Annotated in this window: 26 protein-coding genes; 12 read left to right on the top strand and 14 right to left on the bottom strand. The window is 57.7% G+C overall.

The genetic code is table 11. The features are described from left to right. Nucleotides 1–191: 191 nt before the first annotated feature. Nucleotides 192–1,271 (bottom strand): hypothetical protein, encoded by a 1,080-nt coding sequence (locus AC2FIZ_RS12825; protein ID WP_496791109.1) that lies wholly within the window; start codon nucleotides 1,269–1,271, stop codon nucleotides 192–194. A gap of 258 nt (nucleotides 1,272–1,529) precedes the next feature. Between AC2FIZ_RS12825 and AC2FIZ_RS12820 the strand changes: the two genes are divergently transcribed. Beyond that, nucleotides 1,530–3,005, top strand: a complete 1,476-nt coding sequence (locus AC2FIZ_RS12820) for an NAD-dependent succinate-semialdehyde dehydrogenase (protein WP_142638358.1) — start codon at nucleotides 1,530–1,532, stop codon at nucleotides 3,003–3,005. Nucleotides 3,006–3,127: 122 nt separating this feature from the next. Here AC2FIZ_RS12820 and AC2FIZ_RS12815 read toward each other — a convergent pair whose 3' ends face one another. The 6 genes from AC2FIZ_RS12815 to AC2FIZ_RS12790 form a co-directional block, all read right to left on the bottom strand. After that, the gene (locus tag AC2FIZ_RS12815) at nucleotides 3,128–3,595 is read right to left on the bottom strand and encodes an Hsp20 family protein (protein ID WP_142638359.1); all 468 of its coding nucleotides are present in this window, start codon (nucleotides 3,593–3,595) and stop codon (nucleotides 3,128–3,130) included. A gap of 122 nt (nucleotides 3,596–3,717) precedes the next feature. After that, entirely contained in the window at nucleotides 3,718–4,491 is a 774-nt protein-coding gene (locus AC2FIZ_RS12810) for a trypsin-like serine peptidase (RefSeq protein WP_496791107.1), read from the bottom strand. Between the two features lie 38 nt (nucleotides 4,492–4,529). Continuing rightward, nucleotides 4,530–5,321: a trypsin-like serine peptidase gene (locus tag AC2FIZ_RS12805; RefSeq protein ID WP_271950881.1), complete on the bottom strand. Its 792-nt coding sequence runs from the start codon at nucleotides 5,319–5,321 to the stop codon at nucleotides 4,530–4,532. A gap of 106 nt (nucleotides 5,322–5,427) precedes the next feature. Further along, nucleotides 5,428–6,750 carry a glycolate oxidase subunit GlcF gene (glcF, locus tag AC2FIZ_RS12800; protein ID WP_496791106.1) on the bottom strand — a complete coding sequence of 441 codons (1,323 nt, stop codon included), beginning with the start codon at nucleotides 6,748–6,750 and terminating at the stop codon, nucleotides 5,428–5,430. A gap of 4 nt (nucleotides 6,751–6,754) precedes the next feature. Then, nucleotides 6,755–7,855 (bottom strand): FAD-binding protein, encoded by a 1,101-nt coding sequence (locus AC2FIZ_RS12795; RefSeq protein ID WP_282022201.1) that lies wholly within the window; start codon nucleotides 7,853–7,855, stop codon nucleotides 6,755–6,757. A gap of 21 nt (nucleotides 7,856–7,876) precedes the next feature. Further along, a complete protein-coding gene (locus tag AC2FIZ_RS12790; protein WP_281995564.1) occupies nucleotides 7,877–9,325 on the bottom strand; it encodes an FAD-linked oxidase C-terminal domain-containing protein in 1,449 nt (482 codons plus the stop codon). Between the two features lie 82 nt (nucleotides 9,326–9,407). Here AC2FIZ_RS12790 and AC2FIZ_RS12785 point away from each other — a divergent pair, with 82 nt between their 5' ends. From AC2FIZ_RS12785 to AC2FIZ_RS12775, 3 genes are all read left to right on the top strand, one after another. Beyond that, a complete protein-coding gene (locus tag AC2FIZ_RS12785) occupies nucleotides 9,408–10,118 on the top strand; it encodes a DUF599 domain-containing protein (protein WP_142638369.1) in 711 nt (236 codons plus the stop codon). Between the two features lie 424 nt (nucleotides 10,119–10,542). Then, nucleotides 10,543–10,677, top strand: a complete 135-nt coding sequence (locus AC2FIZ_RS12780; protein ID WP_271950893.1) for a hypothetical protein — start codon at nucleotides 10,543–10,545, stop codon at nucleotides 10,675–10,677. Nucleotides 10,678–10,867: 190 nt separating this feature from the next. After that, nucleotides 10,868–11,215, top strand: coding sequence for a hypothetical protein (locus AC2FIZ_RS12775; RefSeq protein WP_281995563.1), 348 nt, complete (start codon nucleotides 10,868–10,870; stop codon nucleotides 11,213–11,215). 2 nt (nucleotides 11,216–11,217) lie between these two features. Here AC2FIZ_RS12775 and AC2FIZ_RS12770 read toward each other — a convergent pair whose 3' ends face one another. The 4 genes from AC2FIZ_RS12770 to AC2FIZ_RS12755 form a co-directional block, all read right to left on the bottom strand. Beyond that, nucleotides 11,218–11,703 carry a flavodoxin family protein gene (locus tag AC2FIZ_RS12770; RefSeq protein ID WP_142638373.1) on the bottom strand — a complete coding sequence of 162 codons (486 nt, stop codon included), beginning with the start codon at nucleotides 11,701–11,703 and terminating at the stop codon, nucleotides 11,218–11,220. A gap of 1 nt (nucleotide 11,704) precedes the next feature. Further along, nucleotides 11,705–12,175: a 23S rRNA (pseudouridine(1915)-N(3))-methyltransferase RlmH gene (rlmH, locus tag AC2FIZ_RS12765; RefSeq protein ID WP_281995562.1), complete on the bottom strand. Its 471-nt coding sequence runs from the start codon at nucleotides 12,173–12,175 to the stop codon at nucleotides 11,705–11,707. Between the two features lie 44 nt (nucleotides 12,176–12,219). Then, nucleotides 12,220–12,582 (bottom strand): ribosome silencing factor, encoded by a 363-nt coding sequence (gene rsfS, locus AC2FIZ_RS12760; RefSeq protein ID WP_142638376.1) that lies wholly within the window; start codon nucleotides 12,580–12,582, stop codon nucleotides 12,220–12,222. 162 nt (nucleotides 12,583–12,744) lie between these two features. Continuing rightward, nucleotides 12,745–14,097 (bottom strand): mechanosensitive ion channel family protein, encoded by a 1,353-nt coding sequence (locus AC2FIZ_RS12755; protein WP_281995561.1) that lies wholly within the window; start codon nucleotides 14,095–14,097, stop codon nucleotides 12,745–12,747. Between the two features lie 102 nt (nucleotides 14,098–14,199). On the opposite strand from AC2FIZ_RS12755, the gene AC2FIZ_RS12750 reads away from it, so the two are divergent. From AC2FIZ_RS12750 to AC2FIZ_RS12725, 6 genes are all read left to right on the top strand, one after another. Beyond that, on the top strand, nucleotides 14,200–14,298 hold the full coding sequence (locus AC2FIZ_RS12750; RefSeq protein WP_271950909.1) for an isopropylmalate isomerase: 99 nt from the start codon (nucleotides 14,200–14,202) through the stop codon (nucleotides 14,296–14,298). Between the two features lie 52 nt (nucleotides 14,299–14,350). Beyond that, a complete protein-coding gene (leuC, locus tag AC2FIZ_RS12745) occupies nucleotides 14,351–15,754 on the top strand; it encodes a 3-isopropylmalate dehydratase large subunit (protein ID WP_496713894.1) in 1,404 nt (467 codons plus the stop codon). A gap of 37 nt (nucleotides 15,755–15,791) precedes the next feature. Beyond that, the gene (locus AC2FIZ_RS12740) at nucleotides 15,792–16,346 is read left to right on the top strand and encodes an HdeD family acid-resistance protein (RefSeq protein ID WP_496791104.1); all 555 of its coding nucleotides are present in this window, start codon (nucleotides 15,792–15,794) and stop codon (nucleotides 16,344–16,346) included. Between the two features lie 42 nt (nucleotides 16,347–16,388). Beyond that, nucleotides 16,389–16,994, top strand: a complete 606-nt coding sequence (gene leuD / locus AC2FIZ_RS12735) for a 3-isopropylmalate dehydratase small subunit (RefSeq protein ID WP_142638386.1) — start codon at nucleotides 16,389–16,391, stop codon at nucleotides 16,992–16,994. Between the two features lie 362 nt (nucleotides 16,995–17,356). Further along, a complete protein-coding gene (locus AC2FIZ_RS12730) occupies nucleotides 17,357–18,187 on the top strand; it encodes a hypothetical protein (protein ID WP_142638388.1) in 831 nt (276 codons plus the stop codon). Next, complete coding sequence (locus AC2FIZ_RS12725) at nucleotides 18,184–19,212, top strand: endonuclease/exonuclease/phosphatase family protein (protein ID WP_271950918.1); 1,029 nt, start codon at nucleotides 18,184–18,186, stop codon at nucleotides 19,210–19,212. The genes AC2FIZ_RS12730 and AC2FIZ_RS12725 overlap by 4 nt, the downstream gene beginning before the upstream one ends. A gap of 6 nt (nucleotides 19,213–19,218) precedes the next feature. Here the strand turns inward: AC2FIZ_RS12725 and AC2FIZ_RS12720 are convergent, their stop codons facing one another. Further along, entirely contained in the window at nucleotides 19,219–20,118 is a 900-nt protein-coding gene (locus AC2FIZ_RS12720; protein ID WP_496791103.1) for a sugar nucleotide-binding protein, read from the bottom strand. Nucleotides 20,119–20,204: 86 nt separating this feature from the next. Between AC2FIZ_RS12720 and AC2FIZ_RS12715 the strand changes: the two genes are divergently transcribed. Further along, complete coding sequence (locus AC2FIZ_RS12715; RefSeq protein ID WP_271950922.1) at nucleotides 20,205–21,098, top strand: LysR family transcriptional regulator; 894 nt, start codon at nucleotides 20,205–20,207, stop codon at nucleotides 21,096–21,098. 141 nt (nucleotides 21,099–21,239) lie between these two features. Continuing rightward, nucleotides 21,240–22,343 carry a 3-isopropylmalate dehydrogenase gene (gene leuB, locus AC2FIZ_RS12710; protein ID WP_142638396.1) on the top strand — a complete coding sequence of 368 codons (1,104 nt, stop codon included), beginning with the start codon at nucleotides 21,240–21,242 and terminating at the stop codon, nucleotides 22,341–22,343. Nucleotides 22,344–22,519: 176 nt separating this feature from the next. Here leuB and AC2FIZ_RS12705 read toward each other — a convergent pair whose 3' ends face one another. Both AC2FIZ_RS12705 and AC2FIZ_RS12700 read right to left on the bottom strand, forming a co-directional pair. Continuing rightward, nucleotides 22,520–23,422: a DUF302 domain-containing protein gene (locus tag AC2FIZ_RS12705; protein WP_496791102.1), complete on the bottom strand. Its 903-nt coding sequence runs from the start codon at nucleotides 23,420–23,422 to the stop codon at nucleotides 22,520–22,522. Next, nucleotides 23,419–23,802 (bottom strand): DUF4345 domain-containing protein, encoded by a 384-nt coding sequence (locus AC2FIZ_RS12700; protein WP_142640380.1) that lies wholly within the window; start codon nucleotides 23,800–23,802, stop codon nucleotides 23,419–23,421. Before AC2FIZ_RS12700 ends, AC2FIZ_RS12705 begins: the two co-directional genes overlap by 4 nt. Nucleotides 23,803–23,860 lie beyond the last annotated feature (58 nt).

Genomic DNA, 23,860 nt, shown 5'->3' with positions numbered 1-23,860 from the left:
GATGAGGGCCAATAACCCAATCACCAAACAAATCGGGCCAACGGTAAAAACAAACAAAGTAAGAAGGGTTGCCAGTCTCGGGAAGGCGTCCAGTGAAAGAAGCATGTAAGCCAGACAAAATGCAGCGAAAGGTGAGGCTATTAGAAGGAGGGTAAGCCAGAGGTCTCCGATTCTACGACTACTAGACTGTCTCATCCGCCATACAAATTCTTATCATGCTTCTCGACAATCGAAGCAAACCGGCGGGCAAAGCGTTCATCCGCCTTGGCCTTTTTCTCCAGCACGTCGCGGGCAAAAACCATGTGGTCCTCATGCGCCTCGAGCATGTCGGCCATCTTCTGGTTGGTCGCGGTGCCGATGGCGGCCATGGCGGTCTGCGCCTCCTGGTCCGTCTGCACGCCGATCTCGTTGATGCGGTGGGCCACGTCCTGCTGCTGCGCGGTTTTCAGCGATTTGGTCAGGGCGTCATACAGAACCACGCGTTGTTGCGTGTCTGTCTGCAGCTTGTTGATCAGCACCATCTGCGTCGCCGCCTGGTTCTGCAGGGAGTCAACCCAAGTCTTGCCCTTTTCGATATAGCGCTCAAGCGTTTGCGACTTGGCCAGCTTGACCTGCTCTTCCTGAACCTTGGCGTTGTATTGCTTGTTCAGCTCGGCCAGCTCAGTTTCCAGCTGGGTGCGCGCGGCGGCGTCCTGTTCGACGCTGATCTTGTTCTCCAGCGTGATGATCGTCGGGTCCATGCCCTGAATTTCAGTGCGAAGCGCTTCCAGCTCGGCCACGGTGGCCTCGCGGTCATCCAGCGTTCCGGTCAGGTTGTTTTCAACCTTCACGCGCTGTTCTTCCAGCACCGACAGCTGCCCTTCCAGCAGCTTCACGATCACGTCGGATTTGGCGATCAGGTCCTGCAGCTTGTCGTCAATACTGGCTGTGCGCATCCGCTCCTGCCGCATCGATTCAGATTTACCCTTCGAGAAGATGCCAACAAACGTCTCCCACCCGGATTTTGAACGCATCTCGTCAAAATCCTTAGAGAATGCGCTGGTGACGTCATCCAGACCCATGATCAGCTCGGCGATATTGGCGTTCATGACTTCGGTATGGGCGTGCACATCTTCCAAAGTGGCGTTCTCGATATCGATATCCGCCTCGGCCGTGCCAATCTTGGCCCGTGCAGCCTCAATCCGCGAGGTCAGCCCTTGGATCTGCGACTGGCTTTCGCGCACTTTCGTCTGTGTTTCTTCAATCAACGCTTCGAATTGCTGGTTCGACATCTCTGCTGTCCCCTGTTTTCTTTATTTACCCAATAAGATAGGGAATGTTATGTTCATTTACATCCCCTTGATCCCTCAAATCACCGAGACTTTTACAATTTCGTATCGAAAAAGATAGGCCACGCAGGCGAGATATCTGCACTCTGCAACGATGAATTTGATCAAATCTGGATTGATCCTGCCCGCCGAGTGGACATAGACAAATGCGACGCCACCTGTTTGGGTGCGCGCAAACCCTTTTCTGCCGGAGTCTGACCCATGCTGGATACTACGACCGACCTGAAATCCATTCTGAAAAACCCCGATCTGCTGGTGACCAAGGCCTATATCGGCGGCCAGTGGGTCGATGGTGACAATGGGACGTTTTCCGTCACCAACCCAGCGCGGGGCGATGTGATCGCCGAGGTCGCCGATCTGAGCCGTGCACAGGTTGCAGGTGCCATCGCTCAGGCCGAGGCCGCGCAAAAGGAATGGGCCAAGCTAACCGGCAAGGAACGCGCGGTGATCCTGCGCCGCTGGTACGATCTGATGATGGAAAACGCCGAGGATCTGGGCAAGATTCTGACCGCCGAACAGGGCAAGCCGCTGGCCGAAGCCGTGGGTGAGATCGGCTATGGTGCCTCGTTCATCGAGTTTTTCGGCGAAGAGGCCAAGCGCGTATATGGCGAGACTATTCCAGGTCATCAGCGCGACAAACGCATCATGGTGCTGAAGCAGCCCATCGGCGTTGCGGCCTCGATCACGCCCTGGAACTTCCCCAATGCGATGATCACCCGTAAGGCCGGGCCGGCGCTTGCCGCCGGATGCGCCTTTGTCGCCCGGCCTGCCGCCGAGACACCCTTGTCGGCGCTGGTTCTGGGCGCATTGGCCCAGCAGGCAGGCATCCCCGCCGGTGTGTTCAACGTGGTGCCCTCGTCGCGCGCCAGCGAAATCGGCAAGGAATTCTGCGAAAACCCCGGCGTGCGCAAGCTGACCTTTACCGGCTCAACCGAAGTCGGGCGCATCCTGCTGCGGCAGGCGGCGGAACAGGTGATGAAATGCTCGATGGAGCTGGGCGGCAACGCGCCGTTCATCGTATTTGACGATGCCGATCTGGATGCCGCCGTCGAAGGCGCGATGATGTGCAAGTTCCGCAATAACGGCCAGACCTGTGTGTGCGCCAACCGCATCTATGTGCAGGCCGGTGTCTATGACGCGTTTGCGGCCAAGTTGAAGGCCGCGGTCGAGGCTCTGAACGTCGGCGACGGCCTGAACGAAGGCATCACCACCGGACCGCTGATCAATGATGACGCCGTTGCAAAGGTGCAGGAACATATCAAGGATGTAACCGACAAAGGCGGCCAAATCCTGACCGGTGGCCTGCCGCACGATCTGGGCGGCACCTTCTTTGAGCCGACCATTGTCACCGGTGTGACGCAGGACATGCTGGTGGCGCAGGACGAAACCTTTGGCCCGCTGGCACCGCTGTTCAAGTTCGAGGATGAAGACGACGTGATCGCCATGGCCAATGACACGATCTTTGGTCTGGCCTCGTATTTCTATGCCAAGGATCTCAGCCGCGTTTACAAAGTGGCCGAAGCGCTGGAATACGGGATCGTTGGTGTGAACACCGGCATCATCTCAACCGAGTTGGGCCCGTTTGGCGGCGTCAAACAATCCGGCTTGGGCCGCGAAGGCAGCCATCATGGCATGGAAGACTATCTGGAGATGAAATACATCTGCCTGTCGGTCTGATCCGCCCAAACCTTCGCTGTACAGATGGCCGTAAAGGCAACGCCCCGCGTCTGGAGGAACGCGGGGCGCATGGTGCGGTAATCCAGAGAGGAACGATTACCGCGGCGTGGTGACTGACTGCCTCAGTTTACGGCTTTGGCGTCAACCACATCCTTTTCGATGGCCTTGCTGGACGAAATCTCGATCCGGCGGGCTTTCAGGGCTTCGGGCACCTCGCGCTTGAGATCGATATTCAGCATGCCGTTCTCATGGCTGGCACCGGTAACACGAACGTGGTCGGCAAGGGCAAAACGGCGCTCGAACGCGCGGGTGGCGATGCCGCGGTGCAGATAGCTGCGATCTTTGTCTTCCGCAGTTTTCTTACCGGCGACGACCAACGAATTCTCTTTCACTTCGACCGAAAGATCGGCCTCGGAAAAACCGGCAACAGCAACCGAGATACGATAGGTGTCGACATCGGTTTTTTCGATGTTGTAGGGCGGATAGCTGGGTTGAGCCACATCATTGGTCAGAACGCGATCCATCATGTCAGCGATCTGGTCAAAACCTACAGTGGCGCGGTGCAGCGGTGCAAAGTCAAATGTACGCATATGTCGTATCCTCATGTTTGAGCGATGAACGTAATGCCCTCCGATCGGACGGGCGTTCGATTGTCTCAGGCCCCGTTTGCGGCGACCCGATACATTTGACATGGGAAACGTTCTGGCCGAGTTCAACCCCCTCCGGAGCTGATGAATTTCGCACCGGTATCCGACTTGCCTGATCCCACCTGCAATCGCTTTATTGTCGCCTTTGGTTTAGGGGCATCCCGGCGCAGAGTCGCCTTCAGATCGGCCACAATTTCCTGCAATTCCATACCGAATCCCACTTTCTGCCGACCATCCGTACCAACTGCAGAGACTACTGAAAGTATTTGCCAGCGCGGACCGTTTCGCGCCAACAGAGCCGAACCCGAGGACCCAAAGGTAATGTCGCAGTTGAATGTGATCAGGCCCTGATAGCGCTGCAGGATTTTGCAGGACCGTTCCCGCGTAATCGCATTCGATCGGCCCCGACCATACGATGCAAGACTGACCTCATCCCCCGCCACGCGCCCGTTATGCAACGCAAAGGGATCGGCCACGGAATAGGGGATCGGTTGATCCAGCCGCATCAACGCGACATCAACGCGCACGGCATCGGGCGACAGTTGAGCGAAACGTGTGTAATCCGGATGTGCCGCGATCTGCACCACCTTGCGATCTGCCAACGCAGTTCCGTCGCTTAGCCCTGCCCGAAAGGTTACCTGCCCTGGCCCATAGGCTTGACCGGTTCTTTTGTCCAAGGCGCAATGGGCCGCGGTCAGTACCAGATCCTGTGCGATCAACGTACCCGTACAAAACCCCTCGGTGCCGATATCCAGGCGGCCGACGGCCTCCCAGCCATATAGGTCATCGCGGTCGGTGAGTTTGCGTTTTGCACTTTGCGCCTGGGACATCGTTGTCATCATAGCCAGGCATAAAAACAGGCTTGCCCAAAATCGCATCATGGCCGGACGAACCTGGCGCCAATATGACGGCTTGCCGAATCGCCGGTTTCCGAGCCGCTGAACCCTCGCCCGGCGGACAGTTCACTCCGCAGCAAAGGCAACGAAACCTCGACCGCGGTACCTATGGCCACAGGCTCGCCATTGAATTCCGCTTTGGCCGCCACGACCGAGACGATCCGTGGTCTTTCGCCCTCGAACGCAAATACCGGGGCGCCGGAGGATCCAAACTCGACATCACAGGACAGGACAAGAACCTCGGAAACGCCGGTCACGACCGAGCAGACCTCCTGCAATGATGGCGCCTCGGCGCGGTCCTTCGCATAGGACACTACCCCAACTTCCTGTCCGCGAACGGGCCGATCGCCGGTATCAAATGGAATGACCGAGGTACTGCGGATTGGCTGCCATAGCTCGATCAGCGCAATATCGCTACCGATCCGGTTGGTCGGGGTTTCGTCGTCGTAAAAGTAATCGGGGTGAATCACCGCCCTGCGCGCCGCACGATAGGCTGATGCCCGACCCAGACGCCAGGCGGCAAGAAATTCGACCTTAGACAGGTCAATACGTTGGCCTGTGGCCTTATCATAAAGACAATGCGCTGCCGTCAGCACCTGGTTCTGCGCAATCAGCGTCGCAGTGCAGAATGCTTCGCCGTCAATATTCAAGCGCCCGACAGCCATCCAGGCCCGCCCGGCATCGGTGGTGTCCAGACTTTTCAGCCCGCTATCCTGCGCCAGTACGGCCATCGGCATGAGTGCCAGCGCAAAAGCCTTGATCCAGTTTTTCAAGCGGTTCTCCGGCGTTGCTTCCAGCGCATACTCATAGCTGTCGGGTACGGCGAAAATAGGGCCGGTACGTTTCCCGTTCTATCTGATGCAGCCCTGCATCAGGCAGCTAACGCAGGATCGGCACGGCCGTTCCCACCTCATGACCCTGCTGCATCGCACGCGGCAACGGCCCGCCTGTGGACCAGTCCAACAGCTCGACCGTATGCAAAATAGGTATCTGCGTGGCCGAACCGATCTGCATCATGCAACCAATATTGCCTGCAGCGATAACATCAGGGTTCTTAGCCTCAAGCGTCCGAACCTTGCGTTGCTTTAACAAACCCGAGATTTCGGGCTGCATCAGGTTATAGGTCCCGGCGCTGCCACAGCACAGATGGCTGTCTGAAGGCTCTAACACGGTGAAACCCGCATTCTTCAACAGGTCTTTGGGATGGTTTTTGATCTTTTGCCCATGCTGCAAAGAACAAGCGGCATGATAGGCGACGGTCATGCCCTTGTGCTGGCCTCCGGGCAGGTCCAGTTGCACCAGCAATTCGCTGATATCCATGGCAATCGCCGAAACCCGCGCGGCATCTGCCGCCAAAGCCTCGTTTCGGAACATGTGCCCGTAATCCTTGACGGTCGTACCACAACCTGAGGTGTTGATGACGATGGCATCCAGCCCCTGGCCATCGATCTCTCTGGTCCAGGCCTGTATATTGGCCGCCGCCGCTTTATGGCTGTCAGCCACCTTGCCCATGTGATGGGTCAGCGCACCACAGCATCCCGCGCCTTTGGCCACAACGACTTCGCAGCCCAGTCGGGTCAGCAGGCGAATCGTGGCGTCGTTGATATCCGTGTTCAGCGCCTTTTGGGCGCAGCCTGTCATCAGTGCCACGCGCTTTTTCGGCGCTCCTTTAGGGGCAAAGCGTTGCGGGTCATCGTTGCGGCTGACCGGAGGGATATGTTTTGGTGCCATCTCCAGCATCGCCCGCAGCCGCGCATCCGGCATCAGAAACCGGAAGGGACGGCCCAGCTTGGCCCCGATCAGGGCCCAGCGAAACCGCATCGGATAGGGCAGAATCTGCGCCAGAACCCAACGCAGAAGGCGATCGGTCAGCGGGCGTTTGTAATTCTGCTCGATATACTCGCGCGCGTGATCGACCAGATGCATATAGTGAACGCCCGACGGACAGGTGGTCATGCAGGCCAGACAGGACAGGCAGCGGTCGATATGTTTGACGGTTTTCTCATCCGGGACACGCTCATTCTCAAGCATGTCCTTGATCAGGTAGATCCGTCCGCGCGGGCTGTCGAGCTCATCCCCCAGCACCTGATAAGTCGGGCAAGTGGCGGTACAAAAGCCGCAATGAACACAGCTGCGCAGGATCTGGTTCGAGCGTTGGATCGCCGGATCCTGCAGCTGTTTTTCGGTGAAATCTGTCTGCATTACCCTACCCCATCAGCCCCGGGTTAAACAGCCCTCGGGGATCAAATTTCGCCCGAATGCCTTTTATTAGAGCCTGTATAGCTACACTCTCAGGCTGGAACCGGCCCAGCCGCTCGACCGTTTCCGCATCGCCGCGCACAAGGGTTGCATGACCAGAAAAAGTGCCAAGTCGCGCCCGCAAATCGGTCCCCGCAGGAAGGCGCAGCCAGATCAGACCGCCGCCCCAGTCGTAGAACACCTGTTCAGCCTCGGCCCGCGCCGCGATCATCGGGGCGTCACCGGGCGTGACAGACAGACGCCACACGTCGCCAGCCTTGCCCCGGAACGCGTGAACATCGCGGGTCGCCGTCCACAGCGTTGCCGGTTCATCGACATTTGCGATCTGGCCGAACCCAGACAGTTCGGATGTCAGCCTCTCGGTTCTGTAAGCGACGGAGTCCGCAAATCCTTCGACCCTAACAAAGGCTTTTTCGCACTCCGGGTCATAAGCTGCGCCAGTGACCTCGAACGGAGATCTAAGCGCTGCGGACAGCGTTTTTATCGCTGCTTCTGCATTAGATACGGTCACTGACAGCGTTGCTGTGTGTTCCGGCTTGGGCAGGACTTTCAGCGACACTTCGGTCAGCACGCCCAACGTTCCCCAGGACCCACAGATCAGCTTGACCAGATCATAGCCAGTGACATTCTTCATCACCCGCCCGCCATTTTTGATCACCTGCCCGGTGCCATCGACATATCGCACCCCCAGTAAGAAATCGCGACATGCGCCTGCCTGAATGCGGCGCGGCCCCGAGATGTTGGCGGCAACCACACCGCCGATGGTCGGCTCGCCTTGGGTGCCCAACAGGCTGCGATGGTCCATCGGCTCAAAGGCCAGTTGCTGGCCCTCGGCGTCCAATGCGGCCTCAACCTCGGCTAGCGGTGTTCCGGCCTGCGCAACCAGCGTTAAGGCGCCGGGTTCATACAGTGTGATGCCTGTCATCCCGCAGGTTTCAATCACTTGGCCGGAACCCGCAATGCCACGAGTGCCGCCGCCTGTGATACGCACGGCGCCTGTAAGTCCGGCAACCATCTGGGCCAGTTCAGTTTCGGACGTGGGTTTCATCATATATCTCTTTGTTAGAGCCTATTTTTCGGCTATTTGCGGGTTGCGACGCGGTTCGGAGGCGTCCAGCGGGAACACTTTAGCCGGGTTCAGCAACCATCCTGGATCGAACACATCTTTAACCGCCATCTGCGCCTCAAGATCGGCAGGGGCATATTGATGATGCATCAGATCGCGCTTTTCGATTCCCACACCGTGCTCGCCGGTCAGGCAACCGCCCTCATCCACACAAAGTTTCAGGATTTCCGCACCGAACGCCTCACATTTTTCGAGGTCGCCGGGTTTGTTGGCATCAAACAGGATCAAAGGGTGCATGTTCCCGTCGCCGGCATGGAATACATTTCCAACCGGCAGGCCGAACTCATCGCTCAGCTCACCAATCCGGCGCAATACGGCGGGCAGCGCCGATACCGGGATGGTCCCATCTAGGCACATATAGTCGTTCATCTGCCCCATGGCGCCAAAGGCCGATTTGCGGCCCAACCAGATCCGGGCGCTTTCATCCGCCGACTGGCTCTCGCGCAGCTCGACCGGATCGTGGCGTTTTGCAATCTCGACAATCTTGGCCAGCTGGCTGTCGATCTCGGCCTCCGAGCCTTCGACCTCGACAATCAACAATGCTTCGCATTCCGGATACCCGGCATGCGCAAAGTTTTCGCAGGCCTGAATGCACAGGCGATCCATGAACTCAATCGCGACAGGCAAGATACCGGACTTGATGATGTCCGAAACGCATTGGCCTGCGATTTCATTGTCATCAAACCCCATCAGGACGGGCCGTGCGCCTTCTGGCTTGCGCAGGATGCGCAAGGTCGCTTCGGTGACAACGCCCAGTTGCCCTTCGGACCCGCAGATCACCCCCAGCAGGTCAAGACCCGGCGCGTCCAGATGAGCGCCACCGATTTCGACTACGCTGCCATCCATCATTACCAGGGTCACACCCAGCAGGTTGTTCGTGGTCACCCCGTATTTCAGGCAATGCGCCCCGCCGGAATTCATCGCGATATTGCCCGCAATCGCGCAAGCCAGTTGCGACGATGGATCGGGGGCATAAAAGAAATCCTCTTCCTCGACCGCGCCGGTGACGCTCAGGTTGGTGCGCCCAGTCTGGACCTTGATGAATCGGTTGTCATAATCAACCTCCAGCACGTCGTTCATCCGGGCCACGCCCAGTATGACGCAATCAGCTGTTGGCAGCGCGCCCCCGGCCAGCGACGTACCTGCACCGCGCGGTACCACCGGTACGCCTTCGTCATGGCAAATGCGCAAGATATCCGAGACCTGCTGCGTTGTCGAAGGCAAAACCGCCAGCATCGGCGGGCATCTATAGGCGGTCAAAGCATCGCATTCATAGGCGCGTGTCTCGGCCGGGTCATAAATGATCGCGTCGTCCGGCAGAACCCCCGACAGGCGCGCCACCACCGCATCTTTGCGACGCAGGACATCAGGGCTTGGCTTTGGCATTTCCATGGCAGGCTCCTTGGTTTGGTAAAATAATATTACCAATTTGTCAGTATGGCAAGTTCCGACTTCCGGAAGTACTGTCACGGCCATGACCTGGATTGACCGCGCCGCTCTGTTTGCCCCTTTGGATTTTGCCGCCATAACGCTGATGATGGGGGCCTGGCTGTGCCTTGGGTGGATGATCGAAAACCCGTCGCCAAAGAAGCGGTCAGTGGCCTTGATGATGGATGAGTATCGCCGCGACTGGATGCGCGAGATGGTCACACGCCAGCCAAGGATGTTTGACGCGCAGGTCGTGGCCACGATGCGGCAAGGCAGTACCTTCTTTGCCTCGACCACGATGATTGCCATCGGTGGTGGCCTGGCCCTGCTGGGCAATACCGAGCGTCTGGCCGGTGTCGCCAGTGATCTGGCCATCGGCAGCTTTCCAGCCCTGGTGTGGGAGATCAAGATACTCGCCGTCGTCCTGCTGCTGGCCAATGCCTTTCTGAAATATGTCTGGGCGCATCGTCTGTTCGGCTATTGCGCGGTACTGATGGCCGCGGTCCCGAATGAGCCCGAAAATCCCATCGCCTATCCCCGCGCCACGCAATCGGCCGAGATCTGTGTCACCGCCGCCCGCAGCTTTAACCGCGGGCTGCGCTCTACCTATTTCGCACTGGCCTTGCTTGCATGGTTTCTGGGGCCACTCGCGTTGATCGTCGGCACAGTTATCACTGCAGGCCTGCTTTACCGACGCGAATTCGCCTCGCAATCCCGCGCGATCTTGATGGCGCAGGTTGGCAACACGCAGTCGTGACCCCATGCCATCGCCGTGGCGTTGACGCCCGGCTTTTGGTTCTTACTTTTTGCCAGCAGGTTTTCATGTGGGTCGAAGCGAGCTTTTGGTCAACACGCAACGATTGTCCGATCTGAGTCCTGAGCAGCCGAGTAGCATTATCCTTGCCGACAAGATTTGACAGTTAACTCAAATCTGCCAAGATGCTTCAAATTTTTTAAAGAAAGATAGTTCCATGAAAAAAGTGTTCGTAGGCATAGCAATAACTTTGTTGACTTCGATGTCACCGGCCTTGGCTCAGGATATCGCGGCAGGGTCCAGACTTACGGTAACTTCCGAATGGCACTCAAAGAACGGAGGGCCTTACAGTCCGCAGATCGTATCTTGTAAATCCAACAGTGGTTTGTGCTTGCGAGACACTAATACTTCGCCGGCAAACAATCCGATGACAAAGACCAAGAACGGTCTGCAGGTCGTCTTCAAGGAATTCGGGGTCGTTTATTTGTTCAAGCCCAGTGGAAAGGGTACTTTTCACGACATGAACGGTAAACAAACTGGCAAGTTCAAGTGGTCTCAGTAGCTTGAGAATCGAACGCTCAATTCGTGCTCTAGACACGCTCCGATAACTGTCTGTTTCACCTTGCATAGCTTGCATTAAAAATATGCTTCCAAATACAAGCCTTGCTGCAGTGGGCAATTCCATAGAATTCGGCCGGGAGCTGATTCTATTAGAGCGAAGCTCTATACCGCCAAGAGTTTAGGATCGAAACATGCGATATGTGATTCTCTGCACCTTTCTGGCCAGCCCCACCCTAGCCGATCCGCCAACGATCGAGCAGGTCAACGCCTCGTCCAGCGGTGGCAGTTGGCGTTTCGACGTGACGATCCGGCATCCGGACACCGGATGGGATCACTATGCCGATGGCTGGCGTGTGCTGGATATGGACGGGAATGAGCTGGGGATGCGTGTGTTGCATCACCCGCATGAGACGGAACAGCCCTTTACCCGCTCGCTGGGCGGGGTGGCAATTCCTGATGGTAAATCTCAGGTCCAGATACAGGCCCGTTGCAGCGTGGATGGCTGGGCAGACGAAATCATTGTTGTGCCGCTGAACTGACCTCAGAATACGCCCAACGCCAGCCCTGCGGCCATCGCCTGCCCCAAGTCGCGGCATGTCTGCAGTGCTTCTTCGGGGATGCGTTTTTCGGCTAGGATCGCCTCGGGCGTTTGTGCATGGGTGCATATGATCAACGGCAACTGAACTTCTTTCAGCCGCCATCCGGTTGCAATTCGGGCCGTCTGTCGTGCCGCATTCTGCCCGTCGGACCCGGCACAGATCATCTGGGCAAAGGGGCGACCTTCGATGCGACCAAGAACCGGATAATAACAGCGGTCGTAAAACTCTTTCATCACGCCCGAAATCGCCGCCAGGTTTTCGGGTGCGCAGAAGATATAGCCATCTGCGGCCAGCAGATCTTGGGGTCCAGCCCGCTCTGCGGGCTTCAAAACGGTGTCGGCCTCATCGTGCGCACCTTCGGCAGCAGCTTCGGCCATCTGCCGGGCGCCGCCGGTGCGTGAATGGTAAACGATCAATAGCTGCGCCATGTCAGACCCGGTGATAGGGACCGCCCGACAGGATGGTTGCGGCCCGATAAAGTTGCTCGGCCAGCATCACACGGACCAGCATGTGGGGCCAGACCATGGACCCGAAAGAGATGGAGAAATCCGCCTCGGCGCGCAGATCAGGGTCTATTCCGTCGGCACCGCCAATGATCAGCGCCAGATCCTGCCGCCCCACATCGCGCCAACCGCCCAGCTTTTGGGCAAAATCGGGCGAGGACATCACCCGCCCCCGTTCATCCAGCGTGCAGATTACGGTGCCTTTGGGCAGCGCCTTGCGCAGCAATGTGGCCTCGGCCCCCATCCCTGCGTTTTTCTTGTCTTCGACCTCGATCACCCGCGCAGGCCCAAGGCCCAGCGCGCGGCCGGTCCGATCAAATCGGGTCAGGTAATCATCAAGCAGGGATTTCTCGGGTCCGGCGCGCAATCGCCCGACCGCAACTATGCTGATCCGCATATCTCTCTCGCCGCCGGCCCGTTAATGCAGGCCGGGATAGCGCCTCAGTTGGCCGAGGCGCTGCCGCCCGCAGGCTGCCACATCTTTTCCAGCTGATAGAATTCACGCACTTCGGGGCGGAAGATATGAACGACCACGTCGCCCGTATCGATCAGCACCCAGTCGCCGGCATCCTTGCCTTCGACCTTCGAGGTGAAACCGAATTCCTGCTTGATGCGATCCGTCAGCTTTTCCGCCATGGCCGAGACCTGACGGGTCGACCGACCCGAGGCAATGACCATGTGATCCGCGACGGACGATTTGCCCTGCAGGTTGATCTGCACGACGTCTTCGGCCTTGTCATCGGAAAGTGAGGAAAGGATGCGTTCAAGCAGCTTATCGCTGATTGACTGAGAGTGGGCCATCATGTTGGCCCCATCTTCGGCGGGCAAACCCGCCTGAGTGTGTAGAGACAGGACATAGTCCTCCTTTGCTGCGCGCCATGATATCCCGGCGCCGGGGTACTAATAAGGTAGCAAGGAGATTGCAACATTTCAATGAACACGGGGCCAAAGGGCCGCAACGTTTGCTTAGTCGGTGGCAAGCTGTTGCGCATCGGTGTCGTCGTTCAGCACGCGCACCTCTCGCTGCGGGAAGGGGATCGAGATGCCTTCGGCCTGGAATGCGTCCCACAGCGCCAGATAGACATTGCCCCGTATATTGGTCAGCCCTTTGGTCGGATCGCTGATCCAGAACCGCAGCACATAGTCCACGCTGCTGTCGCCGAAGCCGGTGATATGGCAAACCGCGTCATGTCCGCTGCCACTGAGCACACGCTCGACAGATTTAACCGCATGGATTGCCGTTGCCCGCACATTATGGGGGTCATCCGTGTAACTAGTGCCAAATGTCAGATCCAGCCGCACGAACCGGTCCGAATGCGACCAGTTTACCACCTGATTGGTGATCAAATCCTCGTTCGGGATCAGGTATTCGCGCCCATCCCGTGTGACCACCGAGACATAGCGCGCGCCCAGCGCGTTGATCCAGCCGAACGTGTCGCCCAGCGAAATCACATCGCCCGGTTTGATCGACCGATCCATCAGGATGATGATGCCCGAGATCAGATTCGACACCACTTTCTGCAAACCAAAGCCGATGCCGACGCCAATGGCCCCCGACAACAGCGCAATACCCGTCAAGTCAAAGCCCAGCGTCCGAATGGCGGCCATGAAGACGGCGCCATAGATGACGACCTGTAATCCCTTGGCCAACAAGACCTGCATTGACGGCGAGATATCGTCATTGCGTTTGAGGCCACGTTCAGCAGCACCGGTGCCAAGACGGGCCAGCGTCAACAACACGCCAATCAGCAAAAGCGCCTTGAGGATACCCAACGCCGAGAGGTGCAAATCCCCGATCGAAATCGCCACCCCATCCAGAAACCCGGCGACGTCATCGGTCAAGTTCAGCGCAATCAGCGTCGCATAGGCCCACATTGCCCATTTGAAAATTCGCCGCAGCGTCCGGTTTCGGACCAGACGGGCCACAAGCGCAATCGCCAGCCAGGCGGTCGCCAAAGTTGCTACCACCCCGATGATATAGCTGCGCGATGGCCAGGTGATCTGCTGCATCACCAGATACAGCATCCAGGACAGCGTGACGAAATAGACAAGCGTTAGACGTTGCATCAGCTGGATCAGCGTACGCAACCGCCATTTGGGCCAACCAGAGCGGGCACGGGCCCAGGCCTCCCATCGGCCCTGCGTAAACAGCTTCAACACATAGGCCAGCGCCCAGAGACCCAGGATGATGACCAGCTGATGTTGGCGCCAGCCCGGTGTAATGACCAGATCGACCAGTCTATCGAATTGCAGGGAAAAGGCCTCGATCATGGTCTGATACAGATCAGACAGCGAACTGGGTATCAGGTCTGGGTTCATGCACGTCTCCTGCTTGTCAGCTTGGACAGCGTTGACGCATGATGCAAGCCCGCCGCAGGATTGCGCCTTGATTGACGGACTGACGCGATATATCTGATGCGCATGAGACTCAATCTGACCCCAGCACCTACGTTGCAAGACCGCACGCGACTGCGTGAACGGTTCTTTGGGGCCGCCCGCACGGTTCTGGCCCGCCTATAAACGGCGTCCAGCCACTCGCCAGCTAAATCTCAATACATACGGGAGAGGACCGATGTCCCCCAAAACACTCTATGACAAGATCTGGGATGCCCATGTCGCGCACGAAGCCGATGATGGCACCTGCCTGCTGTATATCGACCGCCATCTGGTCCACGAAGTGACCAGCCCGCAGGCATTCGAAGGCCTGCGCATGGCGGGTCGCAAGGTGCGCGCGCCGGAAAAGACCATCGCGGTACCGGATCACAACGTGCCCACCACGCCGGATCGCGTGAACGGCATTGAAAACCCCGAGTCGCGCATTCAGGTCGAAGCACTCGACAAGAACGCCAAGGATTTCGGCATTCACTATTACCCGGTGAATGACGTTCGCCAGGGCATCGTGCACATCGTTGGCCCCGAACAGGGCTGGACCCTGCCCGGCATGACCGTTGTCTGCGGCGACAGCCACACAGCGACTCATGGAGCGTTTGGTGCGCTGGCCCATGGCATCGGCACGTCCGAGGTTGAACACGTTCTGGCCACGCAGACCCTGATCCAGAAGAAATCCAAAAACATGAAGGTGGAAATCACCGGCAAATTGCAGCCGGGTGTGACCGCCAAGGATATCACTCTGGCCGTGATCGGCGAGACCGGCACTGCTGGTGGCACCGGCTATGTCATCGAATATTGCGGCGAAGCGATCCGCAATCTGTCGATGGAAGGCCGCATGACCGTCTGCAACATGGCCATCGAAGGCGGCGCCCGCGCTGGCCTGATCGCCCCGGATGAGACCACGTTCGAATATGTCAAAGGCCGCCCACACGCGCCGAAAGGGGCCCAGTGGGAAGCGGCGATGGACTGGTGGAAAACGCTGTTCACCGATGAAGACGCGCATTTCGACAAGGTTATCACCCTGCGCGGCGAAGACATCGCGCCGGTCGTCACCTGGGGCACCAGCCCCGAGGACGTGCTGCCGATCACTGCATCCGTGCCTCACCCCGAGGATTTCGAAGGTGGCAAAGTCGATGCGGCCCGCCGGTCCATCGAATATATGGGTCTGGAAGCCGGTCAGAAGCTCAGCGACGTCGAAATCGACACCGTCTTTATCGGGTCCTGCACCAACGGCCGCATCGAGGACCTGCGCGCCGCTGCCGAGATTCTGAAGGGCAAAAAGATCAAGGACGGGATGCGGGCGATGGTTGTGCCTGGTTCAGGCCTTGTCCGCGCGCAGGCCGAGGAAGAAGGTCTGGCCGAGATCTTCAAAGAGGCCGGGTTCGAATGGCGTCTGGCGGGATGTTCCATGTGCCTGGCGATGAACCCCGACCAGTTGCAACCGGGCGAGCGCTGCGCCGCGACCTCGAACCGCAACTTCGAAGGCCGTCAGGGCCGCGGCGGGCGCACCCACCTGCTGAGCCCCGCAATGGCTGCCGCGGCGGCAATCACAGGACGGCTGACAGACGTCCGCGAGTTGATGTAAGCTGCCCTCGTAACTGGATATTTGAGGGATTTAAGACATGAGTGACTGGATCAAATGGCTCCTGATGGGGCTTCTGTCCATAGTGTTCGGCCTTTTTGTGCTGGGCGCGCCTGCAGTGGCGTCGATTGCCGTAACGGTGGTGACCGGCGTACTGCTGCTGATTTCAGGGGCATTGCAGGTGGTCGGTGGGTTCACCGTCGAGGGCACCGGCAACAAAATCCTGTCGCTTATTATGGGTGCGGTGATGCTGTTTCTGGGCTGGTCCTTCCTGGATCACCCGCTGCAGGGCACCGTGACGCTGGCGACGGTCTGCCTGATCCTGTTCATGGCAGGCGGCATCGCGCGGGTCATTTTGTCGTTCCAGATGAAAGGTACGCAGTATTTCTGGGCGACACTGATCTCGGGCGTGATGTCGATTGTTCTGGCATTGCTCATCTGGCGGTTCGCAGCAACCGATCCTGTCGTGCTGTTGCAACTTCTCGGCATCCTGCTGGGGATCGAGATGGTGTTCAACGGTCTGGGCCTGGTGTTCATGGCGCTCTTCATCAAAGACGCACCCAAAGGCGAAACAACTGAAGCGAAACAAGCTTAAACGCGGGGCATGGGCGCGGCCCTCCCCCGCAGGAGTGTAGACATGGAAAAGTTTGACAAAGTCCACGGGGTGGCCGCCCCGATGCCATTGATCAATATCGACACCGATATGATCATTCCGAAAGTGCACCTGAAAACGATCAAACGATCCGGCCTTGGCGTCGTACTATTTGACGAGATGCGCTATCACGATCACGGCGGTGAGAATGAAGAGTTCATTCTGAACAAACCCGCCTATCGGCAAACCGAGATTCTGGTGGCTGGCGACAATTTCGGCTGCGGCTCATCGCGCGAACACGCGCCCTGGGCGATCAAGGATTTCGGCATCAAGGTTGTGATCTCGACCAGCTTTGCCGACATCTTCTTCAACAACTGCTTCAAGAACGGCATCCTGCCCATCGTGGTCGAGGAAGAACATCATGCGGTTCTGATGGAAGACGCGCATAGAGGCGAAAACGCCCGCATGACCGTGCATCTGGAAGATCAGCAGATCACCACATCCGATGGTGTCGTGATCGAATTCGAGGTGGATTCTCATCGTAAGCACTGCCTGCTGAACGGTCTGGACGATATTGGCCTGACGATGGAAAAAGACCATCACATCGAGAAGTTCGAGGATCATGCGGGCCAGGCACGCCCCTGGGTGTGATTCTGGGAACGAATCTGTTGATACTCAACTTTATGGGGACGCCACGGCGTCCCCATTCGCCTTCTTGGGGTTCTGAACGGCGAAACCACTACATATAGGTCTCGACTTGAAACACACGTCGGATTTGCGTCAAAAATGATGCAATCCCGCACCAGTTGCGCCATCATTTTGCCCAAAATTGAGTGTTTTCTGCCACCTGGCTTGAGCGAAATGTCGCTTATCGCCAATGTCGGCGGGTACAGGCACCCACCAAGGCAAAACATTGGTGAGAGATGACATCTGCTGCAACGGTAACGTGGCAGGCACAAGTTGGAATGAAGTCGGCAAAGAATCGGCTAATCCAGTTTGAAAGGGTTCGGATAGTGATTGCGCGCACAACAGGGGCGGCAATTCGGGGAATATTGGTTGCACTTTTGGTGCTGACACCCGCGTTGTACTTGCCCGTATCATCAACGAATGGGACCGAGATTGTCGTCTTTCTCGCCATTCTCGCGTTTTTCCTGACCTTCGCCGAATATAATTCGGCCTTCCCAAGCTTTATTGAATTTCGCGACGCACCACCGGTGAACCGCCTGCGCTTTGTTGGGCTGGTTTCGATGGTCGCTTTCCTGACGCTGATCTGCAAAAACGCCTATTCGCCGACAGAATTAACCTCAGGTTTTTATGTGATCGGGTTGGGCGTCGCCAATGTGGTCGATTTCCCCTATTCACCCGTGCGTCTGATCGTGTTGATGCTGCCTGTCAACGCAAGCGCGCCGCTGATCGAACTTGTTCGTATCGCTGCCAGTGTGGCCTATGTCGCAGCTATGGTCACAATCGCCAGTTTCTACTACGCGGTGAAAATGCGTGGTTGGCCCACCGGAAACGGAGCCTTCAACGTCTGGACCAATCTGCCGCTGTTCGATCCGACCAAGGGTGGCGATGTCGTTACCCGTCTGCAGCGTGATGGACGGTTGAACATCTCGATCGGCGTCCTGCTGCCGTTTGTAATCCCGGCTCTGATCAAGATCCTGACCGATTATGTGAGCCCGATCTCGCTGAACAGCCCCCAGACGCTGATCTGGACGTTGAGCGCTTGGGCCTTTCTGCCTGCTAGCATGATCATGCGAGGAATGGCGACACTGCGCATTGCAAACCTGATTGTCGAAAAACGCCGCGCCTATTCTACGACTGAATCAACACAGACCGCATGATTCGCATTTTTCTGCTGCTTTTGCTGCCATTCGCGGCACAGGCAGAGACGATACGCATAGCCACCTTCAACACCGAACTCAGCCGTAAAGGACCGGGCATTCTGCTGCGCGATATCCGGCGCGGGGATGCACAGGTTCGCGCTGTGATGCGGGTGTTGTTGGAAACCCAACCCGATATCGTTGCCTTGCAGGGCATCGACTGGGATCTCAATGGCGAAACGCTGACCGCATTCGGTGAGGCGCTGCGCAACGAGGGACTGGACTATCCCTATCACTTTACCGCCAAGCCTAATTCAGGAATGGAAACCAGCCTGGATCTGGACGGGGACGGGCAGGCCAATGGACCAAGAGATTCCCAGGGCTATGGCGAGTTCACCGGTCAGGGCGGGCTGGCCATTCTGTCCCGGTTTCCCATAGGCCATGACGACATGCAGGATTTCTCGGGAGTACTGTGGCGCGACCTGCCGGGGGCTGATCTGCCGACGGTCGATGGCACGCCATTTCCCTCTGAAGCCGCCCAGCGCATTCAGCGATTGTCCTCGGTGGCACATTGGATCGTACCAATCGAGTCCCCGATCGGCCACCTGAACCTGATGACATTTCACGCGACCCCGCCCGTTTTCGACGGACCCGAGGACCGGAACGGGTTGCGCAATCGTGACGAAATTCGCTTGTGGAACGCTGTGCTGGACGGTGCTCTAGGCCCTGCCCCACTCGGGCCTTTCGTGATTGCTGGGGATGCAAATCTGGATCCCACGCGCGGGGAAGGCCGGAAAGAGGCTATCCAGGGCTTGCTGGCAGACCCGCGGTTGCAGGATGCAAAGCCTGCCACCCCCTCGGGGGCATTGGCCACGGTTGAGTGGAAAGCCGTCGGAGAAATGCGGGTAGATTACGTTCTGCCCTCGGCAGATCTACGCGTTGTGGATGCGGGCATCTTTTGGCCCGACACGGGCGCAGACCTGCGCGCAATCGCCGAACAGGCCAGCCGGCACCGGCTTGTCTGGGTGGACCTGGGACATCGCTAACGCTGGTCAGGCCCGGGCAGTTCTGACCAAAGTCGCTTTCTGCTTGGCTGTTTTCGGGATCGCAGAAGCCATCGCCGCGTCCAAGTCGGTCGTCTGAAATCCAGGAATAAGGTCGTCAAAGAATGCGCCGTCCAAACTATGCGGCAGATCCCATAGATAGCGCATCTCAACCAGATGTGGCGCCAACTTCCAGAAAGGCCGCAGTGCCTGAATCGGCCACCATTTCATGGGGCTGACGGCTATTTCGGCACCGGTCACCCGCGACAAGGATTGCGCAATATCCCGGCCGGTCAGGGTAAACCCGGCATAAGGAACCTCGCAGAACCGGGGAAGGTCCTGGCGGATATCAGCCAACGCAACGGCCGCTCGGGTGAGGTCGGGCAGATAGGCCCAGGCGTGTGGGATATCCGGGCGACCGGGATAAACCATCTTGCCGCGTGCCAAAGGCTTGATCATGACCTGATCGAACCAGTTCCCCGAGACGCAAGTGTCAATGAAATCACCTGCCCTGAGAAGAATCGTTCTTACCGAGGATTTTCGATAGGCTTCTTCCATCTCAACCCGGATCCTGCCCAGGGGATTTTGCGCCGCATGCGGTGTTGCACCCGACCATGGCCCCGGCGTTTGCGCGCCAAAAACATAGACATTGCCGGGAAGGATCACAGTTGCACCGTGATCCGCTGCCGCATTGATCACGTCACGATGCAGTTCGGGGACTTGTCGCGCCCAGTCCGGATAGGCCGGATTCCAGGCATTGACGACAACATCCACCCCTTCGACAGATCGCTTCAGGTCCTGCGTCTTGCGATCAAAGCAGTGTACGGTCCAGCCCGCCTCGCGAAAAGCTATTGCGGCATTGCGTCCAAACCGACCCGTCGCACCCAGAATAAGGACTGTTCCCGTCATATAAGCCTCCTCTTGTCCATCTAATATGAGCCATTCAGTTCAATTCAGGAATTGCCGCCAAACGCAGAACGTGTATTCATTTTTGAATGGACAAATCTATCACCCACTCTGACTGGTCTCTGATCCAGAGCTTTCTGGCCGTAGCGGAAACCGGATCTTTGTCTGCCGCTGCCCGGCAGTTGAACCGCAGCCAGCCCACGCTGGGTCGCCAGATCCACGCACTTGAGGATGAGCTTGGCGTCTCGCTGTTTGACAGGCATGCGCGGGGCTTGAAGCTAAGTGAAGTCGGAGCGCAGCTTTTCCCGATGGCGCAACAGATGCACGTAGCCATGAACGCGTTCAGCCTAACGGCCGCAGGCCAGTCTCAGGAATTGGAAGGGTCGGTGCGCATCACCGCGTCGGTCTTTGCCTCTCATCACCTGCTGCCGCCGATTCTGGCCCAAATACGGGCAGCAGAACCCGCGATACAACTGGAACTGGTCGCCACCGATGCCACCGAGAACCTGCTCTACCGCGAGGCCGATATCGCAGTGCGGATGTTTCGGCCGGAACAGATGGACATCATCACGAAACATCTGGGTGAAATCAGACTGTGCTTCTGCGCAAGCAGGTCCTATCTGGATCGTGCCGGCCGCCCCAATTCTAGCGACGATCTGTTGAGTCATGACCTTGTCGGGTTTGATGCGAACGAGCAGATCATTATCGGCATGCGCGAAATGGGCTGGCCCGTGAACCGGGACAACTTTGCCACACGCTGCGACTTTCAGACTGCCTATTGGGAACTGGTCCGCGCGGGCTGCGGTATCGGTTTTAGCGCCGTGAGAGTTGCCGAGGCCGACCCAGAGGTAGAGGTTTTGGACATAAACGTCGAAATCCCTGCGCTGCCGGTTTGGCTTGCCGCACCGCAGGCGATGCGGCAAACGACACGAATCCGACGAGTCTGGGATATGTTGGCCGAAGGGATAAAGGCCGATCTCTGACCGATTCACACTATCCGTGACGTAGCAAGGGCACGGAAACCCGATTTCCCGTCCAGAACCTGCGTTTAGGCCGGTTCGTCTCATTGACCCGATGCGGCGCAGGCGCTAGGGCCTTTGCTGTCAAACGCAAGGAGATCCTTCATGTCCAACCCCTCGCTCCTCATCCTGCCCGGAGACGGAATTGGCCCCGAAGTCATGGCCGAAGTGCGCCGCATCATCGACTGGTTCGGTGCCAAGCGCGGCCTGGAATTCGACGTGAGCGAGGATCTGGTCGGCGGTGCCGCCTATGACGCCCATGGCAAGCCGCTGTCGGACGAAACCATGGCCAAGGCGCAGGAGGCGGACGCAGTTCTGCTGGGTGCTGTTGGTGGACCCAAATACGACGATCTGGATTTCAGCCTCAAGCCCGAGCGCGGCTTGCTGCGGCTGCGCAAAGAGATGGACCTGTATTCGAACCTGCGCCCGGCACAATGCTTTGACGCGCTGGCGGATTTCTCGTCGCTGAAGAAAGACATCGTTGCCGGTCTGGATATCATGATCGTGCGCGAGCTGACCTCGGGCGTCTATTTCGGTGAGCCGCGAGGCATCTTCGAGGAAGGCAATGAACGCGTCGGCATCAACACCCAGCGCTACACCGAATCCGAGATCGAACGCGCCGCACGCTCGGCTTTTGAGCTGGCGATGCGCCGGAACAAGAAACTGTGCTCGATGGAAAAGGCCAATGTCATGGAATCCGGCATTCTATGGCGCGAAGTCGTAAACCGGGTCGCTCAGGACTATCCCGAGGTCGAGCTGAGCCACATGTATGCCGACAATGGCGCGATGCAGCTGGTGCGTGCGCCCAAGCAGTTTGATGTGATCGTCACTGACAACCTGTTTGGTGACATCCTGTCGGACTGTGCCGCGATGCTGACCGGTTCACTGGGTATGCTGCCGTCCGCCTCCCTGGGCTCACCAATGGCCAATGGCCGCCCCAAGGCGATGTACGAGCCGGTCCACGGTTCCGCACCCGATATCGCCGGTCAGGGCAAGGCCAACCCCATCGCCTGTATCCTGAGCTTTGCCATGGCCCTGCGCTACAGCTTCGATCAGGGGGCCGAGGCTGACCGACTGGAAGCTGCGATAGAAAAAGTCCTGGCTGATGGCGTCCGCACCGGCGACCTGCTGGCGGATGAAGGCGTCACGCCGGTTTCCACCACGGAAATGGGCGACGCGATTCTGGCGGCGCTGGACGACAGCCTCTGATCAGAGGTCACACCCGAAAATAGAGGCGGCGCCAGATGCGCCGCCCATCTATAGCCGAAGGTGTGGATCACTGGCACGTAGTTTGCTCGGGCCCTTGCCACGGACGACGTTAGTCTGCTTTGAGCCCAAAGCAGCCTTTGCAAATCGATGCAAATCACTTCCGTTGCTTGCCACTTTCAGTCTTTGGTTGCGGCCAAACTCTTCTGTTCGAGTGCTTTTTTGAATGTGGCTGTAAGCCGCTCGTTCAACGCGTGGTGAGGTTTAGCAGATGAACCGTAGTGCAATTCTGCCAACGCGGCGATGTCGTTAAATATCACCACAGACCCTCCATTTTCGCCTGCATATACAAGAAGTTTCTGGCAAAATGCATCCAGACCAATTGCGGGGAAATCCGCCATTGCAACGCCGCCCGGCGCTGGCCCCCCAAAGAGAAGCAAGACAGCGTCAGGTAGCGTGACGCCATGCTTGTAGGCTTGCTTGGCGAAATCGATTTCACCAAACCAGACCGTATCGTCCTGTGCCGTCACAATCCTGGTCAGGTTTGATACTGCTTCAGCGACGCTAAGTGGGGAGGTCAGTTCGATAATGCCGAAGTTTGGGGTCAATCCATCTGTAGGTGCCGGTGTTGCGCCTGCACCATCCACTACCGCGTTAAGTCGGATCCCAAAGTTGTTGAGTGATTGCTGGTTGTCTAAAGAATGCCGGATCTTCAAAAATTCTGCGTTCGTATAAATGTCCTTGGCGGTTCCATCCTGCGCAAAGGACAACACCCGAAACGGCAGGTCTAAGCCTGCTCTGACATTGTCGCTCAGGATCGATGTGTTGATACTCGGGTCCGAAAATATTTGAACCCGTGACGGCGGCATCTCAACACCTTCTGCTGCTGCTAACCGCGCATGATCAATTGTCACAACTGAGTTGAACCCGGCGTCTTCCACTGCGCGCTCAATGGCAGCAAAACTGTTATCTACAGCCGCCTCGGCTGAGGACGCATATGCTTCGGACCCTCCGGTCAGCACCAGAGATGCTGCAACGAGACTAAATTGACAATGATGGATTAGATTTTTCAGGTCTTTCATTTGCTTTCCCCATTTTTGAGCAAGAGCATGAGTGACAGAGCAGCAAAAACCAGTTCGGCTATCAGATAAAATACCAGTATTGCCCCCGGCAGACCATCCAACAGGATGCTCAAAGCACGGCCGCCAGCAAGCCCTGCCATGAACAGAAAAAGTACCCACAGCGCGGACCGCTGCAACTTCGGCTTTGTCGACGCAACCAACCAAAACAGTGCGTTCGCCAGATAGAGGCCCATGATGGCGCGGAAGACATGCGTTTGGTTTACACCTTCGACGGGAAAACCCAACAGATAGGTTACGGAAGCCGACGGCATGAGGCCGTAAGATAACGCTATGGGCACAAGGCCCAAGGCAGCCAGGATCAATAACGAGCGTTCTGTCATGATACCGTTCCCATGGTTTCGATGTTGTTGGAGCGTCGCCTACTAACTCAGTATGGCA

It is taken from the genome of Ruegeria sp. CDSB022, assembly GCF_059611145.1.
The sequence above is the reverse complement of the archived record's forward strand: the minus strand, read 5'-3'. Positions and strand labels throughout refer to the sequence as shown.

What these genes read in the sequence shown, in the direction of transcription:
- AC2FIZ_RS12825 (WP_496791109.1), bottom strand. Translation starts at nt 1,271, where the DNA reads ATGTCGAACCAGCAATTCGAAGCGTTGATTGAAGAAACACAGACGAAA.
- AC2FIZ_RS12820 (WP_142638358.1), top strand. Translation starts at nt 1,530, where the DNA reads ATGCTGGATACTACGACCGACCTGAAATCCATTCTGAAAAACCCCGAT.
- AC2FIZ_RS12815 (WP_142638359.1), bottom strand. Translation starts at nt 3,595, where the DNA reads ATGCGTACATTTGACTTTGCACCGCTGCACCGCGCCACTGTAGGTTTT.
- AC2FIZ_RS12810 (WP_496791107.1), bottom strand. Translation starts at nt 4,491, where the DNA reads ATGACAACGATGTCCCAGGCGCAAAGTGCAAAACGCAAACTCACCGAC.
- glcF (WP_496791106.1), bottom strand. Translation starts at nt 6,750, where the DNA reads ATGCAGACAGATTTCACCGAAAAACAGCTGCAGGATCCGGCGATCCAA.
- AC2FIZ_RS12795 (WP_282022201.1), bottom strand. Translation starts at nt 7,855, where the DNA reads ATGAAACCCACGTCCGAAACTGAACTGGCCCAGATGGTTGCCGGACTT.
- AC2FIZ_RS12790 (WP_281995564.1), bottom strand. Translation starts at nt 9,325, where the DNA reads ATGGAAATGCCAAAGCCAAGCCCTGATGTCCTGCGTCGCAAAGATGCG.
- AC2FIZ_RS12785 (WP_142638369.1), top strand. Translation starts at nt 9,408, where the DNA reads ATGACCTGGATTGACCGCGCCGCTCTGTTTGCCCCTTTGGATTTTGCC.
- AC2FIZ_RS12780 (WP_271950893.1), top strand. Translation starts at nt 10,543, where the DNA reads ATGACAAAGACCAAGAACGGTCTGCAGGTCGTCTTCAAGGAATTCGGG.
- AC2FIZ_RS12775 (WP_281995563.1), top strand. Translation starts at nt 10,868, where the DNA reads ATGCGATATGTGATTCTCTGCACCTTTCTGGCCAGCCCCACCCTAGCC.
- AC2FIZ_RS12770 (WP_142638373.1), bottom strand. Translation starts at nt 11,703, where the DNA reads ATGGCGCAGCTATTGATCGTTTACCATTCACGCACCGGCGGCGCCCGG.
- rlmH (WP_281995562.1), bottom strand. Translation starts at nt 12,175, where the DNA reads ATGCGGATCAGCATAGTTGCGGTCGGGCGATTGCGCGCCGGACCCGAG.
- rsfS (WP_142638376.1), bottom strand. Translation starts at nt 12,582, where the DNA reads ATGATGGCCCACTCTCAGTCAATCAGCGATAAGCTGCTTGAACGCATC.
- AC2FIZ_RS12755 (WP_281995561.1), bottom strand. Translation starts at nt 14,097, where the DNA reads ATGAACCCAGACCTGATACCCAGTTCGCTGTCTGATCTGTATCAGACC.
- AC2FIZ_RS12750 (WP_271950909.1), top strand. Translation starts at nt 14,200, where the DNA reads ATGAGACTCAATCTGACCCCAGCACCTACGTTGCAAGACCGCACGCGA.
- leuC (WP_496713894.1), top strand. Translation starts at nt 14,351, where the DNA reads ATGTCCCCCAAAACACTCTATGACAAGATCTGGGATGCCCATGTCGCG.
- AC2FIZ_RS12740 (WP_496791104.1), top strand. Translation starts at nt 15,792, where the DNA reads ATGAGTGACTGGATCAAATGGCTCCTGATGGGGCTTCTGTCCATAGTG.
- leuD (WP_142638386.1), top strand. Translation starts at nt 16,389, where the DNA reads ATGGAAAAGTTTGACAAAGTCCACGGGGTGGCCGCCCCGATGCCATTG.
- AC2FIZ_RS12725 (WP_271950918.1), top strand. Translation starts at nt 18,184, where the DNA reads ATGATTCGCATTTTTCTGCTGCTTTTGCTGCCATTCGCGGCACAGGCA.
- AC2FIZ_RS12720 (WP_496791103.1), bottom strand. Translation starts at nt 20,118, where the DNA reads ATGACGGGAACAGTCCTTATTCTGGGTGCGACGGGTCGGTTTGGACGC.
- AC2FIZ_RS12715 (WP_271950922.1), top strand. Translation starts at nt 20,205, where the DNA reads ATGGACAAATCTATCACCCACTCTGACTGGTCTCTGATCCAGAGCTTT.
- leuB (WP_142638396.1), top strand. Translation starts at nt 21,240, where the DNA reads ATGTCCAACCCCTCGCTCCTCATCCTGCCCGGAGACGGAATTGGCCCC.
- AC2FIZ_RS12705 (WP_496791102.1), bottom strand. Translation starts at nt 23,422, where the DNA reads ATGAAAGACCTGAAAAATCTAATCCATCATTGTCAATTTAGTCTCGTT.
- AC2FIZ_RS12700 (WP_142640380.1), bottom strand. Translation starts at nt 23,802, where the DNA reads ATGACAGAACGCTCGTTATTGATCCTGGCTGCCTTGGGCCTTGTGCCC.